Source organism: Pseudomonas sp. UBA6315 (assembly GCF_002438125.1).
GTDB classification, from domain to species: Bacteria; Pseudomonadota; Gammaproteobacteria; order Pseudomonadales; family Pseudomonadaceae; genus Aquipseudomonas; species Aquipseudomonas faucium.
On the sequence record NZ_DJTF01000161.1, the window covers coordinates 1 to 16,857 of the forward strand.

Below are 16,857 nucleotides of genomic sequence, written 5' to 3' on the forward strand. Positions count from 1 at the left end.
GCGGGCGGCGCTCGATTTCAAACCCACCCTCACACTCAAGCATAATCAGCTTTAAATTTAAACGCTAAATACATGATTCACATGCATTAATAGAATCATTCTCGAAACAACTTCAAGTGTTGTAGGCGCCTAACCTCAGCACTCGACAAACGCCACAGCCAACCCACCTCGCGAAGTCTCCTTGTAGTTGGCGTGCATATCCGCCCCCGTATCACGCATGGTACGGATCACCCGGTCCAGCGAGATGAAATGCTCGCCATCGCCGCGCAGGGCCATCTGCACCGCATTGATCGCCTTGACCGCAGCAATCGCATTGCGCTCGATGCACGGCACCTGGACCAAACCACCCACCGGGTCGCAGGTCAGCCCCAGGTTGTGCTCCAGGGCAATTTCGGCGGCATTCTCCAACTGCGGCGGCGTGGCGCCCAGCACTTCAGCCAGGCCCGCGGCGGCCATCGAGCAGGCCGAGCCGACTTCGCCCTGGCAGCCCACTTCGGCACCGGAAATCGAGGCGTTCTTCTTGCACAGGATGCCCACCGAGGCAGCCGCGAGCAGGAATGCCACCACGTCGTCGTCACAGGCCCCGGGGTTGAACTTCATGTAGTAGTGCAACACCGCCGGGATGATGCCGGCGGCGCCATTGGTCGGCGCGGTGACCATGCGCCCGCCTGCGGCGTTCTCTTCGTTGACGGCCAGGGCGAACAGGTTGACCCACTCCATGGCGCTGAAGGTCGAGCCGATCACGTTTGGCTTCACCACTTCCTGCAGACTGCGGTGCAGGCGCGCGGCGCGGCGCTTGACGTTGAGCCCGCCCGGCAGCACGCCGTCGTGGCGCAGGCCGTTGTCGACGCACTCGCGCATCGCCGCCCAAATGCGCAGCAAGCCTTCGCGCACGTCGCTTTCAGGGCGCCAGGCGCATTCGTTGGCCAGCATCAACTGGCTGACGCTCAGGCCATGGGCCTTGCACAAGGCCAGCAGTTCGGCGGCGCTGGAGAATTCATAAGGCAGGCTGACCGCGCCCTGCTCGCTCACTGGCGCATCGATTTGCTGCTGTTCGACGATAAAGCCCCCGCCCACCGAGTAGTAGGTCTGGCGCAGCAGCACGCCCTGCCCGCCTTCGGCGACCAGGGTCATGGCGTTGGGGTGATAAGGCAGGCTTTCCTCCAGCAGCAGCATGTCGCGGGCGTAGTCGAACGCCAGCGGCTGGCTGGCGTCGAGCATCAGGCACTGCTCCTGCAGCACCTGGCCGATGCGCGAGTCGATGGTCGCCGGGTCGATGCGGTCGGGCCACTGGCCCATCAGCCCGAGCAGGCAGGCGCGGTCGGTGGCGTGGCCGATGCCGGTGGCCGACAGCGAGCCATACAGGCGCACCTCGATGCGCGTTACCTGGGCCAGCAGGCCCTGCTCGCGCAGCGCCTGGGCAAAGGTGGCGGCGGCGCGCATTGGGCCGACGGTGTGGGAACTGGAAGGGCCGATGCCAATCTTGAAAAGGTCGAAAACACTGATAGCCATGCTAATGCCTGACCGCGCCGGTGCATGTGCACCGCGACACGGCTCGTTGGGAAAATTGAACGGTGCTGCAGATTTGCGCGATACTGCCGGGCTCATCCACGGATGACCAACGAAACTTCCTAAGCAAGCCTTTAGCGGTACTAAACGATGCGGCGGCAATTTAATGGCCAGATGTTCGTCTGGCTGCATGTTTTCAGCTGCGCGGCGCGGCACCTGTCGTTCACCCGCTGCGCCGAAGAACTGCACATCACCCCCGGCGCGGTCAGCCAGCAGATGCGCCAGCTCGAAGAACGCCTGGGCTATCGGCTGTTCCTGCGCCGGGCGCGCGGGGTGGAGCTGAGCGCCGAAGGGCAGCGCCTGGCGCAGACCGTGGCCGAAGCCTATGGCAGCATCGAGGCCGAACTGCTGCGCCTGGATGCCGGCGAGATTCGTGGCACCTTGCGCCTGCGCTCGATCCCCTCGTTCTTGGCCAAGTGGCTGACGCCGCGCCTGCCGCGCTTTCAGCAGCGCTACCCGGACATCGAACTGCGCCTGGTGGCCGAGGACAGCGCCCAGGCCCTGCACCCAGGCGATTTCGACCTGGCCATCGACCTCAACGACGGCAGCTACCCGGGCATGCTCTCGACGCCGCTGCTGGACGAGCAGATCTTCCCGGTGTGTTCACCTGCCCTGCTGCGCGGCCGCCCGCCGCTGCATGGCCCGGCAGACCTGGTGCACTACCCGCTGCTGCACGACATCACCGCCTGGCGCGGCAGCTCGGAATACGCGGAATGGGAGTTCTACCTGGAGGGCATCGGCGCTGGCGGGCTGGATGTGCGCCGCGGCCACACCTTCAACCGCAACCACCTGACCATCGAGGCGGCGATCGCCGGCATCGGCGTGGCCATTGCCCGGCGCACCCTGCTCAATGACGAACTGGAGCGCGGGGCGTTGATCGTGCCGTTCGGCGTGCCGATCGCCAACTTCAAGCGCTATGTGGTGCATTACCCGCCCGGCGGCCTGAACCAGCCAGGGGCGCGGGCGGTGCATGACTGGCTGGTGGAGGAAGCGCGCGGGTTCCGGGCGTTGCACCCGTTAAGCTGACACCTCAGCTGAAAACCCGCGCCTGCCCGTCAGTACGCCTGCTTGCCGGTGAACGCGTTGAGCGTGCGCACCAGGATTACGAAGTCCAGCCACAGCGACCAGTTGTTGATGTACTCGATGTCCGAGTCGACCCGCTGGATCATCTGCTCGATATCGCGGGTTTCCCCACGGAACCCGCGCACTTGGGCAAGGCCGGTCATGCCCGGCTTGATGTTGTGGCGGGCGAAGTAGTCGACGATGTCCTGGGAATACAACGAGTCATGTTGCAAGGCATGTGGGCGTGGCCCGACCAGGGACATCTCGCCGGTCAGCACATTGAACAGTTGCGGCAGTTCATCCAGGCTGGTGCGGCGGATGAAAGCGCCAATCCGGGTCAGCCGCGGGTCATTCTTCTGCGCCTGTTTCACCACCCCCTGCTCGGGTTGGTGAACATGCATGCTGCGAAACTTCCAGATACGGAACGATTCGCCGGTCCAGCCCGTGCGTTCCTGGCGGAAGAACACCGGCCCCGGGCTGTCCAGTTTGATCGCCAGGGCCACGGCCAGCAGTACCGGTGAGGCACACAACAGGATCAGCGCTGCCAGCACCCGGTCTTCGAGGTTCTTGAGGAACAGGCTCATGCCGGTCAGCGGCGTCTCCGACAGGGTCAGCACGGGAATACCGGCAATTTCCCGCACGCTGTGGTTGATCAAGCGAAGGGAGAAGATGTCGGGCACCCAGTTCACCGCAATGCACTTGTCGAGCAACTTCAAATACACTTCATTGATAACTTCCGAACCGCCCAGCGGGGTCACTAGATACACCGTTCTAATTGCATGTTGCGCGACCAGTTCATCCAACTTGTCGATATGCCCAAGTACCGGCAGGCGCTGTTTGCCATCGGCACTTTCCCTGATCGGCTCGATGGTACCGTCAAGCAATACGCAGCCCATTACCCGTTCGCCAAACCACGGGTTGTTGCTGATCTTCTGATAAAGAAAGTTGGCCAGGTCGCCATTACCGATGATCAGCGCGTTGTCCAGCCGCGCATGGGCGGTAAAGCGCTTTTGCACCTCGCGCACCGCATAGTGCAGAAACAACTGCACCACGTAGCCGATCACGAACAACTGCCCCACCAGCAGGCGCGAGTAGGTCTCGCTCTGCTTGGTCAGAAACGCCAGCACCACCAGGAAGCAGAAGGTCGCCGACCACGCCTTGAACAGCCGGAAGGCCTTGATCGACAAGCCGACATTGGTGCGGTATATGGCGTAATGGTCGTAGATCACCGCCAATGCGCCAATCAGCAGCAACAGCATGATCACGTAGTCGGAGGTGATGTAGCCGATCTGGTCGTAGATCAAGTACCACGCCACGCCGGTCACGGCGATGCCGTCGAGGCCCGCCTGGATGGCGTTGCTCACGCTGCTTCTGCGCTGGAGCAAGGAACGACTGCTTCTGGGTTCGAAAACCATTCTCAGGCCTCATCTTATTAGGCGCAGCAGGTACTTTTCACGCCATCAGTACATTTCATCCATTAAACTTTTACATCTTCCTTAATATGTACATGATTATTCAGGCAATGTGTCTTTGATATCACTGTAGCAGTATCCGGCCATCATGCCGTGACAAATCATTTAGGATCCGCTTTCTGCCGCGGCTGTGGCGACGAAACATTGACGCATTTTGCGCGCCACGCAGAAAACTTCAATGTGCGCCAAATAAACATCGGGTTACCGACAACATAGCGCATGAACAGCCGCTTCGGCTCTTTCATTAGTCGGAATATCCACTCCCCGCCCAGCCGGCGCAGCCAATGCGGCGCGCGCTCGACCTTGCCACCCAGGAAATCCAGGATCGCCCCGCCGCAGACGATCAGGCACGGCCCGGCAGTGTCCGACAGGCGGGCAGCGAGCGCTTCCTGCTTGGGCATGCCCATGCCCAGGATGATCAGCTCCGGCTGCACGCCGCGCGCCAGCTCAAGGTAGGTATCGGTGTCGGCAAAACCGTCGTGCAAGGAGACCGGCGTGACGCCGAACGCCGCCTGGCATCGCGCGGCCGCTGCGCTCAAGGCTGGCTCCCGGGTGCCCCACAAGGCCACCCGGCGGCCCTGGTAGGCCATCAACAGCTGGGGGATGAAGTCGGTGCCGTTCATGTTCAAGCCAGGCTCAAGCCCCAGGCGGCGATACAGGATGGCCACCCCGGAGCCGTCGCGCAGCAGCACGTCAGCGGCCATCAGCGCCTGGTGGAAGCCAGCATCGCGGGTCACCAGGTTCAGCGCATGGGCATTGACGAAGCCCAGCACCGTCGCCCGCTCGGGCGTTGCCAGGGCATGCAGCACACGCTGTTGGTCCGCCCGGTCGGCCACGCGCTGCATGCGCTCGGTCAGCGCTTGCCAGCGGCCTTGCCAGTTCGAAGTGCTCATCAGCCGTCATCCCGTTTCGAACGCACCCACTCGACCTGGCGCTTGATCAGAAAGCCCAGGTACAGCGGGATCTTCTTCAAGGCGTAGAGCGGCGCGTAGATCAGCACCGAAAACGGAATCACCTCGCGGGAGAAGCGGCTCCAGGCCAGCAATACCGCGCTGCCCAGCATCAGCAAGGCGAGCGTCGCCAGCAGCGCCGGCAGCAGCACGCCCAGCAGCAGGAACACCAGCCAGGACACCACGAACAGGCCCGCCAGGGCCAAGGTCAGCAGCGCCAGCGGCGGCACCATCAGGTCCAGGCTCATGGCCAGCAACGGCCAGTTGCCCTTGGCCAGGGCGCTGGCAACCAGTTTCGGCCCATCGGCCAGCAGCACGCCCAGGTGCCCGTGCTCCCAGCGGGTGCGCTGGCCACTGAGGCCTTCCTGGCTGGTCGGGAACAGGCTGGTGACGCGCGCCTGGGGGCAGAACAGCGGCGGTTTGCCGGCCCGGCAGAAGTCCAGGCCCAGCTTCAGGTCTTCGACCAGGTGCCCGGTGGCCAGGTTGGCAGCGGCGATGTCCTGCCAGCCAATGGCCATGCCCGTGCCCATCAACTGGCAAGGCAAGCCCGCACGCGCCCAGCCCAGCGGGCGCACCAGGTTCTTCACGCGCCAGGCGAACTCGGCAATGAGGATCTTCAACCCGGCCCCCGGCGGCGCGCACATCAGGTCCAGGCCCTGGACCGGGCCTGCGGCCGCGACGCAGCGCTGCGCCAAGTGCTCGATCGAGCCTGGGCTCACTTGGCAGTCGGCATCGATGACCACCACCACGTCCGGCGGCGCTGCGGCCAGGTGGCGCACGCCGCAATCCAGGGCGTAGCCTTTGCCGCGCAGTTGCCCATGCTGGCGCTCGACCACCTCTGCGCCCGCACCGCGGGCCAGGGCGGCAGTCTGGTCGTCGCAGTTGTCGGCCACCACCAGCAGGCGGTCACCTTCCAGCAACTGCCGGTTTATGCCCTGCACCGTCGCCACGATGCCCGATGCCTCGTTGTGCGCTGGCACCAGTACCGCCACTCGAGGCCGCGGCCCGGCCGCCGAGGCCTGCGCCTGCGCCCGTGGCGGCAGGCAGGCCAGCAGCACCTGGGCGAACAGCACCGTCACCGGCAACAGGATCAACAGCGCCACCGTGCCCAACAGCCAGCTGATAAGCGTGATCATGCCAATGCCTTGAAGTGATGGGCCAGTTTGGCCGCTTCGCGATCGATGTCATGGCGCTCCAGCACCCGCTGGCGCGCCGCCTCGCCCATGCGCTGCAACACCTCGGCCGGTTGCGCCAGGCAATCGGCCATGGCGCCGGCCAGCTCGTCCACTGCGCCCGCCGGGAACAGCCAGCCGTTCTCGCCCGGGCGCACCAGCTCGGGGATGCCCGCGACAAAGGTGGTCAACACCGGCCGGCGCAAGGCCATGGCCTCCATGATCACCACCGGCAAGCCTTCGGCGAAGCTCGGCAGCACCAGGGCGCGGGCAGCGAGGATTTCATCGCGCACCTGGGCGCTGCTGATCCAGCCGGTGATACGCACCTGGGCCTGTAGCCCATAGCGGGCGATCAAGGTTTCGATCTGCGCACGCATTTCGCCGTCGCCGGCCAGCACCAGTTCGAAGTCGATGCCCTGCCCGGCCAATTGCTGCGCTGCCTGCAGCAGCAACAGCTGGCCCTTCTGTTCGCACAGCCGGCCCACGCACACCAGGCGCGGTGCAGCCGGCGCCGGCACCGGCGCCACCTGGTGAAAAGCAGGCTCCAGGCCACAATGCACGACCTTGACCTTGGCCCAGTGCTCATGCGCCACCCAGCGATACAACTGGCTGCGCCCATAGGAGCTGACCGCGGCGACGAAGGCCGAGCGCCTGACCTTCTCGCCCATGTGCAGAAACTGCGGTTTGTCGAACTCTTCCGGCCCGTGCACGGTGAAGCTGTAGGGTGGCCCACCCAGGGCATTGGCCAGCATCACCACTTCGGCGGAGTTGGTGCCGAAATGCGCGTGCACATGCTCGGCGCCAAAGGCCTGCAGCCACTGCACCACGCAGCACGCCTCGGCCAGGTAGACCAGGTGATACGGCAGCGGCCGGTCCCCCCGCAGGCCCAGGCGCAGGCTCAGCCGCAAGGCTGCGGCAAAGCGCCGAGGCTCGGCGCGCAGCACCTGCCACAGCGGCTTGAGCAAACCCTTCAGGCCTGCCTGCAGCACGTACTGGGTCTTGTCGCGCTCGGCCAGGTCCTCGGCGTCCTGCAACTCGCCGTCCCAGCCGCGCAGGGCAATGCGCTGGATCACCACGCCCTGGCGCTCCAGCGCCAGGATCTCGCGGCGGATGAAGCTATGGCTGACTTTCGGGTACTGATTGATGAAATAGGCAATGCGCATAGAAATCCAGATCTCTACCTGCGTGAGTGATGACCAGGGCGTTCACTGCTGCGGGCACAACCCGGCAGCCGGCGTGCTCGCCTTGAGCACATCGTCGTACATGGCCTGCAGCTCCAGGGCCTGGTCGCTGCACAAGGTGATGCCTTGCTTGAAGGCGTTGCGGTGCTGGCGATAGCGCTCGGGCTGCTCGAGGATCTCGGTCAGCGCCTGGCGCAGGTACTTTTCGTCGGCGCTGAGCGGAATCAGCGTGCCGTTCACCCCGTCGACGATGTCTTCCACGGTGCCGCCGGCATGGGTGCTGATCACCCACACGTCGCGCACCAGCGCCTCGCGCACGGCCAGGCCAAAGGTTTCCTTCGACTGGGTGGGGAACAGCAGCACATCGATACCGGCGAAGAACTCGTCCATGTTGGCCTGGGTGTAGCCCGGCACGATGCTGACCGTGCCCGGGATCTTGATGCTGTGCCGGTTCAACGAGCGAAAGCCCAGGTGCAGGAGGTTGTCGACCACCTTGAGCTCGTAGTCCGAACGCTGCAGGGCGGCGAAGGCGCGGGTGATCACGTCGATCCCCTTGATGGTCGCGTTGCCGCCGACGAAGCCGAAGCGGATGGCCTTGCCCGGGTGGCGCTGGTAGTCGGCGGCCGGCGGCAGGATGCCGTTGCGGTTGACGCGGATCTTCGCCGCATCGAAGCCGTTGGCGATGTACAGGTTGCGGGCAAAGTGGCTGGGCGCCAGCAGCAGGTCGGCCTGGTTCAGCGTGCTGGCCAGGAACTGCTGGCGATACACGTTCAGCGCCGGGTCGTCCACGCAGCGGGCGCAGACCTCGGCGCGGATGGTGGTTTGCCCGCAGTACTTGCCGTGCTTGTCGATCATGAACTGGCGCCCGCAGATCCACCAGCAATCGTGCAGGGTCACCACGAACGGCAGGCCCGCACGCCGGCAGCTGTCGGCCAAGAGCGCGCCCAGCCCCTGGATCGAGTGCATGTGCACCAGGTCCGGGGCCACCCGTTCGAGCACGGTGTCGAACATGGGCAAGGTGTCGGGGTTTTCGAAGTCTTCGCGGGCGCTGCGCTCGTCGGGCAGGCCCATGCCGATCACTGCGGCGCCATGCGCCTCGTAGCGGTACAGGCTGTAGGGCTCGGCGTCGGTTTCGGGCAGCGAGGTGAAGATGAACTGCTGGAAGGTGGTGGTCGCCACCATCAGGCGCGCCATCTGTTCGGCCACCACCGTGGCGCCGCCGAAGCTGCGCGGGGCGAAGAAGATGTTGGCCGACAGTACCCGCCGGTTGCGGTCGCGCGGCAACTGGGGAAACAGGTGGCCGAGCTGTTCGCTGTTGAGGGCCTGGACGCTGTTGTCCCACTCCACCAGCGTGACGTGCCCCGCGCCCAGGTCGAGCATGGCCTTGGCCAGTGCCGGCGTTGCCGCGATGGCGTGGTCGCAGGCCAGCAGCGCCTGCTGGAACAGGCTGACCGCCGCCAGCAGCTGGTTGACCGTTTCCTCGTTGAAGACGCTCAGGTCGTTGTGCTGCCGATAGGCTTGGGGGTCGAAGATCGGCGCATCGACATCCCAGAGCGTGCTCACCTTCAACCGCTTGGCCTCCTCCACCAGCTGCAGCATCTGGGCCGTGGCCGGCAGGCGATGGAAGATCACCACCGAGGCGGTCTGCAGGGCGTTGGTGCAGGCTGCGGCGTCGCCCCAGTCAAGCACCTGGCAGCGGTAGCCAAGGCTTTGCAGTGCCTGCTGCAGGCACGCCGGGCGGCCGCTGGGCGGCTGGGCCAGTTCGCCTTCGCAGACCAGCAGCAGCTCACGCGGGAAGAGTTCGCTGGCCGGCACGCTGGGGTCGCCCAGCGGCAGGCTCTTGCGCTTGCTGTCGGCGGGCTTCCACAGCAGCGACGGCCCCTGCCTGAGGAGTTCGCGCACGGCCTTTTTCAACGTCGGGTACAAACCGGCCTTGCGCAGGTAGGCAATGAAGCGCTGGTCGGCCCGCGGCTCGGTGGTGATCTGCCGCAGCAGGCCTGCCAGGCGCGCACGCATGCCAGCGGGTGCGCTTGCAACGCTGGCCTGCTGCGCCGCCAGGGCGCTGCCCAGGCGTTGGCGGTGCAGGTTGAGCTGCTGCGCCACTTCGTGGTCGGGCACCGCGGCTTCGAGCTGGCCGAACAGGTCGTCCAGCAGCGCATAGCGGCGCCGGTACATGGCGCGTTTCTTCGGCGCGATGTCTTCTGCCGAGCGCTCGGCCGCAGCCACGGGCAGGCTGAAGAAGCCTTCGCGCTCGAGGGTTTCGCCGCCGTGCTCCTGCCAGATGGCGTCGTAGTTGGCGGCCAGCTCGCGCCCGGTGTCGGCGCCGAAATAAGGGTGCCGGTGATGCCGGTAGGCATCGCTGACGGCGTGGATCTGCGTGGCGCCCAGCAGCCGGGCGAGGCACTTGATGGCTTCGATCAGCAGGCTGCGTGGGCGCAGGCCTTCGAAGTCCTTGGTCAGGTCGCGGTAGATGTTCAGCGACGTCTCGCTGTCGATGCCCTTGTGGATGCCCTGCACCGCACCGATCAACAGGCACAGCTGGCCCTCGGCCTGGCACAGGCTGAAAGCCAGCGATGCCACGCGCAAGTCGCCCTGGAACAGGTTGAGCACCAGCTCGCCTTCGCGCTTGAACCAGATCGGCCGGTCCAGCACCAGGGTGCAGCCGGGGGAGTAGCTCGACAGGTCGGCGAGGGTTCGCTGCGCGTCACGCCCGAGCAGCAACAAGGAGGGAAATTGCTTGGCCACCAGCTCGTAGTGCGAGGCCACCACCGCCAGCCGCTGCGGTGCATCCCAGCCCTTGCTGATGTAGGGCCATTGCAGGATGCCGATGCTGTCGTCACCCAGCGCCGCCCAGCCTTCGGCGCCCAGCGCCGTGTTCATGCGCTGCACGAAGGTGCCGAGCTGGGGCCATTGGCGGACCATCAGCAGGCTCAGTGCGAGGCGGTTCTTCAGCGCCCGCGGCGACAGGCCGGGGTGTACCGCTGGCAGGGTCCTGGCGAGTGAAACGAGGTTCATGGTCATCTCACTTGTACTCGATCAAAGCCGATTTGCTGGCGGTCAACCTGTCCAGCAGGAACTTCACCTGCCCGACCATTTCAGGGAACTTGGCGAGCACCAGGAACACCGCCTGCAAGCCGTTCTCGCGCAGCGTGCGGCCACCGCGGCGGGTCAGGCGCAGGGCCTGCAGCGGGTAGATCGCCAGCAGCAGCAAGCCCCAGCCCCCCAGCAGCGCCCAGAGCAGCAGCGTCACCAGCGGGATGCCCAGCCCCCACAGCCAGGCGCGCAGCGACTCACGCCGCCAATGGCGCTCGGGTGGGTAGCCATGCAGGTAGGTGCCCTCGGCGAAGGCATAGCCGCCGCGCACGCAGCGCCGCCACCATTGGCTGAAACGGGTCATGGCGGCATCGTGCAAGGTCATTTCGGCGTCCAGGCGCCAGATCTTCCAGCCACGGGCGCGCAAGCGCACGCACAGCTCCGGTTCTTCCCCGGCGATCAGCTCCGGGCGGTAGCCGGACACCGCCCTGAAGGCATCGACGCGCATCAGCGCATCGCCACCACAGGCCTTGGCGTCGCCGACCGGGGTGTCCCACTCCAGGTCGCACAGCAGGTTGTACACCGAGCGCTCGGGAAAGCGCTCGCGCCGCCGCCCGCACACCACCGCCACGTCGGGGTGGGTGTCGAGAAACGCCTGGGCGCTGCCCAGCCAGCCCGCCACCACCTCGCAGTCGCCGTCGACGAACTGCACGTAGCGCAGCTCCGGGCGCAACTGCAGCAGGCAGGCAAAGCCTTCGTTACGCGCCCGGGCAGCCGTGAACGGGATGCTCAGGTCCAGCGCCAGCACCTCTACCCCATGGCTGCGTGCCCGCTGCACCGAGCCATCGGTGGAACCGGAGTCGACATACACGACCTGGTCCGCGCCGCTGGCCAGCGAGGCCAGGCAGCGCTCCAGGCGCATCCCCTCGTTGCGACCAATCACCACCACTCCGATGCCTGTCTCCATGCGCCTCTCGCCACCCCTGAACGCCACTTGCCGATCACCGCCGCCCCTGGGGCCGGCTCATGTGTACTGCACTGCCTCGTGCTTGCGCGCCTTGACCGTGGCCGGCACCCCCACCGCCAGCGAGTTGTCCGGCACATCGATCAGCACCACCGCATTGGAGCCGATCACCACGTTGTCGCCGATGCGGATATTGCCCAGCAGCTTGGCCCCGGCACCGATATCGACGTTGTTGCCGATCACAGGCGCAGTCGGCTCGCTGACATTCTTCAGCCCCACCACCACGCCGTTGCGGATCCTGCAGTCATCGCCAAAGCGCGCGTAGCCGCTGATGACGATGCCGCCGAAATGGTCGATGACGAAGTTGCGGCCCACCTCTACCTCGCACGGCAACTCGACCCCGGTGATGATCTGCACGAACTTGAACAACACCTTGTAGATGAACGACAGCAGCTTGCGCAGCAGCGCCGGGCGCACCCCGTAGCGCCAGCGGCCGAAGCGGTACACCAGCATCACCCAGAAGCCCTGGGCGCCCCAGTCGCCCTTGTATGCCCGCAAGTCCGCGCGGATGTTGTCGAACATGGCCCCCTCCTAGCGTGTTGGCTGTGTGGCGTAGCGAGTCTTGAACAGCAACGACCAGGTGGCGCGGGTGTGCAGCCAGCAGGCCCGGATGGCCGGCCAGCCGCGCCCTTTGAGCAGCGCCTTGAGGGCCAGCACCAGATCGCCCAGGCTCACCAGGCACATGTGCAGGGCAAGCCCTGCCGCGCCGTGATGCTTGCGAAAGTACAAAAGCTCGCTTTCGATCTGGTAGGCCGAGATCTGCCGGCTGGCGGCCTCAAGCTCAGCCACCGACTTGGAGCTTTCGCCGCCGATGTGCACCACCGTGGTATGCGGGTAGAACACCACCTTCCAGCCGGCCTCCTTGACCCGCTTGCAGTGGTCGACTTCCTCGTAGTAGAGGAAGTAGCGCGGGTCGAACAGCCCCACCTTGTCCAGCACCTCGCGGCGCACCAAGTAGAAGCACCCCGGCAGCCAGTCGCATTCGCGCACCGAGCCATGGTCCCAGCTCATCTCGTCGACCATCTTCAGCCCAGGGAACAAGCGCCCCAGGCCTGTACGCGAAACGAACACGTTCAAGGGGGTGGGGAAATAGCGGCAGCACGGCTGCAGGTCACCCTCGCGGCCTTCCAGGCGCACGCCCAGCACGCCGCAATCGGGGTGCTCGTCCATGTAGGCGATGGTCTTTTCCAGCGAGTCGCTGGCAACGAAGGCATCGGTATTGAGCAGCAGCGCGTACTTGCCCTGCAGGTGGGCCAGCAGCTGGTTGTTGGCGCGGCCGAAACCGACGTTCTTCTGGTTGCTCAGCAGCAGCGCCTCGGGGCAGACCTGGGCCATGCGCACCAACGAATCGTCGGCCGAGGCATTGTCCACCACCAGGTAACTGGCCAGGCGCTCGCTGCCCGCCTCGCGCAGCGCGTCGAACATCGGCTGCAGCAAGGAGGCCGTGTTGAAGTTGACCACCATCACATCGACGGGCTTGCTATCCATTGTTGCCGTCCCCAAAGAAGTACTGCCGCCTCACTGCCGCCAAGGTCGGTTCCAGCGCGGGGTCGAAGGCGCCCTTGCGCTGCTTGACGAGGTCTATCCAGGGATACGAATTGCACCGCTCCTCCACCCGCTCGATCAACGCCGCAGTCGTGCAGATGACCTTGGCCGGGTTGCCGCCCACCACCATGCCCGGTGGCACGTCCTTGGTGACCACGGCACCGGCGGCAACCACCGAGTCGGGCCCGATGGTCACGCGCGGCATGATGATGGCGCCGTGGCCGACGAAACAGTTGTCTCGTATATCAATGTAGCCCACCGAATCGAGCTGCTTGCCGTAGCACACCTCGATCAGTGCCACCACGCCGTCATGCCCGATCAGGGTGCAGTCCGACAGGCCCACGTTGCTGCCGATGCGCACCAGGGTCGGGTCGGTGACGCAACAGCCGCAGTTGATGTGCACGTTGTTGCCAATCGAGTGGAACTTGCCCCACCGCGCCAGGTAGGTGCCCCATTGCAACGGTGTGGGATTGCACAGTTTCCTGTACAGCGAGCCTCCCCGCCCGGTTGAGTTGGCGTAATGTTTCACGGCGCTCCGTAGCCATCCGAACATGCTGTTTGCCTCGTTAGTAAACCCTTCCTGGACTGTCCCTGAGGCGAACCGGTCTCGTTCTTCTTGGTGCTGACCGCATCGCACTCAACCCTTGTCAACCGCGCTGTAACCGTTGCTTGTCGCCTTGGCACACTCCTTTGCGGCTCAAACCGCCTTGTTGCTGGTTTTCAGTTTGTCGTCCAGGTGCTCGGCCAGGCGCACGGCGAACTGCAGCAGCGGCATGGTCGGGTTGGAGGCGCCGCTGGTGGCGAAGATGCTGCTGCCGGCCACATAGAGGTTGTGGGTGCCGAACACCTTGCAATCGCTGTCGACCACGCCGAACTCGGGCGACGCTGCCATGCGCGTGGTGCCCATGTGGTGGGCATGCGGCTGCAGCTTCAGGGCAAGGCTGGTGTCGTAGACGAAATCGTTCAACTTGACGAAGCCAAGGCCGGTGTCGGCGAACTGCTTGGCCAGCTCGCTGCCGATGCACTTGATGGTGTGCCGGTCATGCTCGCTCAGCGCCCAGTTGACGTTGACCTTGCCCATCCCCAGCGCGTCCTTTTCATCCAGCAGCGAGAGGTGGCTCTGCACATTGGGGAACTGCTCGATCATGGTGCTGATCACCCCGTCGCCGGGGCAGCTGAAGTTGGCGATGAAGGCAATCTTGCTGGCCACGCCCATGTCACAGGCCAGGTTTTCCAAAAAGTGCTTGACCTCGGCGGTCCTGCCGTAGGTCCTGACCTCTTCCAGCACGGCGGTGGTGACATTGCCCTTGCCAGCGTGGTACTCGGCGACGAAGGCATCGGTGGTGTAGTACTGGTGCTGGCTGCCGTCCTGGCCGTCGCTGAGGATGAAGGTGCCCATGTCGATGTTCAGGTGTTCCATGAAGCAGCGCCCCGCCAGGCCGTCGGGGCTCACCACGCCGGCGGCCTGCAGCGACTGGCTGTTGAGCAGCTGGCGGGCGTTCTCGATGGCGCCGGTGGCGAGGATGAACTTCTTCGCCACCAGGCGCTGGCGATTGCGCTCGTAGTCCGACACCTGTATCGAGGCCAGGCGGCCGCTGGCCTTGTCGAATTCCAGATCGACGCAGTTGCAGTTGATGAACACGTCCAGCCCAGGGGTGTCGTTGAGCGCGGCCGCGTACTTCTGCGCAAAGCGTGTGGGCGGGCTGAGCAAAAAGCGGTCGGCGTCGAAGTCGCCACCCTTCAGGGCCACATTCAGTGGCTGGAAGGCCTTGCCCTGGGGCAGGTCGACGATGTCCATGGCGGCGGGCAGATAGCGCTCGATTTCCGCATAGGGGATCGGCCAGCCCGGCAGGTCGCCCGGTGGCTGCACGGCAAAGTCGGACGCGGTGAACGGCCGGCAACGTCCTGCCCAGTGGTTGGAGGTGCCGCCAAGAAAGCGCAGGCGGGTTTCCTCGGCGTACAGCTCCAGCCCCGAGGAGGTGCATTTGTACAACTCCTGCGAACGGGGCGCGTACTCGTGGCCGCCGCCCTCGAGCAGCACCACCCGCCAGCCGGCCTGCGCCAGGCGCAGGGCCAGGGTGATGCCGGCAGGGCCGGCGCCGATGATGCACACGTCATAATGATCACGCAGGGTCTTCTGCGTCTGGTAGTCGTTGATCATGTTCAGTCGTTCCGCAAGTACTGGGACGGCAACACCCAACCGTTGATAACGACGAACCCGTTCGGCTCGGCGGGTTTGCCTGCAGCAGTGCGCGCCAGCCCGGGCGCAACGCCCAGGACCGCGCCACCCACCCCCAGCAACACGCAATTGCGTAGAAAGCCCCTACGATCGAGCAGCGCAGTGCAGTACTTAAGCTTCCCCATGATCCCCAGACCACCCGTGCCATTTTTTTAAGAATCCTAGTCACTTATCCGCGATGCGCTACCCTGCCCATCGCTCGGGCACCACTGTTGTCGTATCGGTCAGAACCAGTTGAAGATGCGTACCGCCAGCTCGCCACAGAGTGCCCCGACCAGCACCATTGGCAGCACGATGAGTTCACGTTTGATGTTGAGAATGTCCAGCTTGCGGTTGACGTAAACGATCAGCACCAGCGTCGGCAAAGCGTGCAGCGCCACCCCCCAGATCGCCAGGCGCGGCCCGCCGATGGCCAGCAGCAGCGGCAACAGCAGCCACAGCGAAACCAGGCGGATGATGTTGTCCATGGCCTGATACTTGGTGTGGCCCAGGGCGATCCAGATCTGGTGGGTCAAGGTGTAGCGCAGGGTGAAGAACGACAGCGACAGAATCGCCAGCATCGGCCCGGCGTCGGCATACCGTGCGTCGTACATCCAGCCGATCAGCAGCGGGCTGCCGGTCAGGAACAGGCCGCAGACGAACAGCATGACCAGATCGACCAGCAGCTTGAAGCGGTCGTACAGGGTGCGCAGGCGCGCCTTGTCGCCATCGCGGGTGGCCTCGCTGAACGCCGGCAGGGCGACCGCGCCGAACAGCTTCATCAGGCCGGTCTGGATCGAGCCGAGGATCAGCACGGCAATCGAGTACACACCCAGTTCCGCCACGGTCATGCTGGCGCCGAACCAGATGCGGTCACCGTACATCGCCAGCACGCCGACGATCGACGACAGCAGGATCCAGCGCCCGAAGCTGACCAGTTCGGCCAGCGCGGTGCGGTCCCATTGCAGGCGGTTGGCCGGCCCGTGCATCGCGGTATGGCCCAGCACCGTGCCGGCCAGGGCAGCCACCACGCCGGCCGCCACCAGCGACCAGATCGAGCGGGTGAACCAGCCGATCACCAGCATCACCACCAGGCCGATGGTCTGCGAGGCCAGGTCGATCAGCACCACGCGCTTTTGCTGGAAGGTGCGCACGGCAACATCCATCTTGGTCGACTGGAAGCCCCAGATGATCGCCTGCAGGCCAGTCACCGCCAGCACCAGGGGCAGCTCCGGCGCCGCGTAGGTAGAAGCCGGCGGCCACAGGTTGGCCATTTGCGCGGCCCAGGCGGCCACAGCCAGCAGCAGGGTCAGGCCGAACAGCAGCAGGCCGCGCAGAATCTGCACGGTCCAGGCGGTATTGAGAAACAGCGGGTCGTCGCCGCGCGGGCTCTGGATGATGTTCTGGCGCAAGCCAACATCCGACAGAAGGTGCAGCAGTACCGAAACCGTGGTGGCGATGACCATCACCCCGAACATTTCCGGTAAAAGCAGGCGTGCCATGATCAGGTTGCCGCCCAGGCGCATGACCTGCGAGGCCACCAGCGACACCAGGTTCCATGCCCCGGCGCCCAGCGCACGCTTACGCAGGCTCCCAGCTGCTGACGCTTCAATCGACGGCATGACTTCAAT

General features: G+C 65.1%; 13 protein-coding genes and 1 pseudogene. 1 reads left to right on the forward strand and 13 read right to left on the reverse strand.

Annotated features, from left to right (window positions below; all coding sequences use genetic code 11):
- Positions 1-135: 135 nt before the first annotated feature.
- Positions 136-1,512: an L-serine ammonia-lyase gene (locus tag B3E94_RS18515; protein ID WP_286914615.1), complete on the reverse strand. Its 1,377-nt coding sequence runs from the start codon at positions 1,510-1,512 to the stop codon at positions 136-138.
- Positions 1,513-1,659: 147 nt separating this feature from the next.
- Between B3E94_RS18515 and B3E94_RS18520 the strand changes: the two genes are divergently transcribed.
- Positions 1,660-2,595, forward strand: coding sequence for a LysR substrate-binding domain-containing protein (locus B3E94_RS18520; RefSeq protein ID WP_176510845.1), 936 nt, complete (start codon positions 1,660-1,662; stop codon positions 2,593-2,595).
- Between the two features lie 29 nt (positions 2,596-2,624).
- Here the strand turns inward: B3E94_RS18520 and B3E94_RS18525 are convergent, their stop codons facing one another.
- From B3E94_RS18525 to B3E94_RS18580, 12 genes and pseudogenes are all read right to left on the reverse strand, one after another.
- Positions 2,625-4,046, reverse strand: a complete 1,422-nt coding sequence (locus B3E94_RS18525) for an undecaprenyl-phosphate glucose phosphotransferase (RefSeq protein ID WP_286914616.1) — start codon at positions 4,044-4,046, stop codon at positions 2,625-2,627.
- Between the two features lie 158 nt (positions 4,047-4,204).
- Positions 4,205-4,996, reverse strand: coding sequence for a WecB/TagA/CpsF family glycosyltransferase (locus B3E94_RS18530; RefSeq protein WP_286914617.1), 792 nt, complete (start codon positions 4,994-4,996; stop codon positions 4,205-4,207).
- Positions 4,996-6,189, reverse strand: coding sequence for a glycosyltransferase family 2 protein (locus B3E94_RS18535; RefSeq protein ID WP_286914618.1), 1,194 nt, complete (start codon positions 6,187-6,189; stop codon positions 4,996-4,998). Before B3E94_RS18535 ends, B3E94_RS18530 begins: the two co-directional genes overlap by 1 nt.
- Positions 6,186-7,388 (reverse strand): glycosyltransferase family 4 protein, encoded by a 1,203-nt coding sequence (locus B3E94_RS18540; RefSeq protein ID WP_176510849.1) that lies wholly within the window; start codon positions 7,386-7,388, stop codon positions 6,186-6,188. The genes B3E94_RS18535 and B3E94_RS18540 overlap by 4 nt, the downstream gene beginning before the upstream one ends.
- A gap of 42 nt (positions 7,389-7,430) precedes the next feature.
- Positions 7,431-9,422, reverse strand: a complete 1,992-nt coding sequence (locus B3E94_RS18545; RefSeq protein ID WP_313393940.1) for a glycosyltransferase family 4 protein — start codon at positions 9,420-9,422, stop codon at positions 7,431-7,433.
- A 6-nt stretch (positions 9,423-9,428) separates the two neighbouring features.
- Positions 9,429-10,421, reverse strand: a pseudogene (locus B3E94_RS18550) (VirK/YbjX family protein); the annotation flags it as partial.
- 7 nt (positions 10,422-10,428) lie between these two features.
- On the reverse strand, positions 10,429-11,406 hold the full coding sequence (locus B3E94_RS18555; protein WP_236236286.1) for a glycosyltransferase family 2 protein: 978 nt from the start codon (positions 11,404-11,406) through the stop codon (positions 10,429-10,431).
- A 57-nt stretch (positions 11,407-11,463) separates the two neighbouring features.
- Positions 11,464-11,985, reverse strand: a complete 522-nt coding sequence (locus tag B3E94_RS18560; RefSeq protein WP_176510852.1) for a serine O-acetyltransferase — start codon at positions 11,983-11,985, stop codon at positions 11,464-11,466.
- Between the two features lie 9 nt (positions 11,986-11,994).
- The gene (locus B3E94_RS18565; RefSeq protein ID WP_286914619.1) at positions 11,995-12,951 is read right to left on the reverse strand and encodes a glycosyltransferase family 2 protein; all 957 of its coding nucleotides are present in this window, start codon (positions 12,949-12,951) and stop codon (positions 11,995-11,997) included.
- Positions 12,944-13,561 (reverse strand): acyltransferase, encoded by a 618-nt coding sequence (locus tag B3E94_RS18570; RefSeq protein WP_176510854.1) that lies wholly within the window; start codon positions 13,559-13,561, stop codon positions 12,944-12,946. The genes B3E94_RS18565 and B3E94_RS18570 overlap by 8 nt, the downstream gene beginning before the upstream one ends.
- Before the next feature lie 144 nt (positions 13,562-13,705).
- Positions 13,706-15,169, reverse strand: a complete 1,464-nt coding sequence (locus B3E94_RS18575) for an FAD-dependent oxidoreductase (RefSeq protein WP_286914621.1) — start codon at positions 15,167-15,169, stop codon at positions 13,706-13,708.
- Between the two features lie 302 nt (positions 15,170-15,471).
- Positions 15,472-16,848 (reverse strand): oligosaccharide flippase family protein, encoded by a 1,377-nt coding sequence (locus B3E94_RS18580; RefSeq protein ID WP_176510856.1) that lies wholly within the window; start codon positions 16,846-16,848, stop codon positions 15,472-15,474.
- Between the last annotated feature and the right edge of the window lie 9 nt (positions 16,849-16,857).

Coding starts and splice junctions, on each gene's coding strand:
- B3E94_RS18515 (WP_286914615.1), bottom strand. CDS start 1,512: ATGGCTATCAGTGTTTTCGACCTTTTCAAGATTGGCATCGGCCCTTCC.
- B3E94_RS18520 (WP_176510845.1), top strand. CDS start 1,660: ATGCGGCGGCAATTTAATGGCCAGATGTTCGTCTGGCTGCATGTTTTC.
- B3E94_RS18525 (WP_286914616.1), bottom strand. CDS start 4,046: ATGGTTTTCGAACCCAGAAGCAGTCGTTCCTTGCTCCAGCGCAGAAGC.
- B3E94_RS18530 (WP_286914617.1), bottom strand. CDS start 4,996: ATGAGCACTTCGAACTGGCAAGGCCGCTGGCAAGCGCTGACCGAGCGC.
- B3E94_RS18535 (WP_286914618.1), bottom strand. CDS start 6,189: ATGATCACGCTTATCAGCTGGCTGTTGGGCACGGTGGCGCTGTTGATC.
- B3E94_RS18540 (WP_176510849.1), bottom strand. CDS start 7,388: ATGCGCATTGCCTATTTCATCAATCAGTACCCGAAAGTCAGCCATAGC.
- B3E94_RS18545 (WP_313393940.1), bottom strand. CDS start 9,422: ATGCGTGCGCGCCTGGCAGGCCTGCTGCGGCAGATCACCACCGAGCCG.
- B3E94_RS18555 (WP_236236286.1), bottom strand. CDS start 11,406: ATGGAGACAGGCATCGGAGTGGTGGTGATTGGTCGCAACGAGGGGATG.
- B3E94_RS18560 (WP_176510852.1), bottom strand. CDS start 11,985: ATGTTCGACAACATCCGCGCGGACTTGCGGGCATACAAGGGCGACTGG.
- B3E94_RS18565 (WP_286914619.1), bottom strand. CDS start 12,951: ATGGATAGCAAGCCCGTCGATGTGATGGTGGTCAACTTCAACACGGCC.
- B3E94_RS18570 (WP_176510854.1), bottom strand. CDS start 13,561: ATGTTCGGATGGCTACGGAGCGCCGTGAAACATTACGCCAACTCAACC.
- B3E94_RS18575 (WP_286914621.1), bottom strand. CDS start 15,169: ATGATCAACGACTACCAGACGCAGAAGACCCTGCGTGATCATTATGAC.
- B3E94_RS18580 (WP_176510856.1), bottom strand. CDS start 16,848: ATGCCGTCGATTGAAGCGTCAGCAGCTGGGAGCCTGCGTAAGCGTGCG.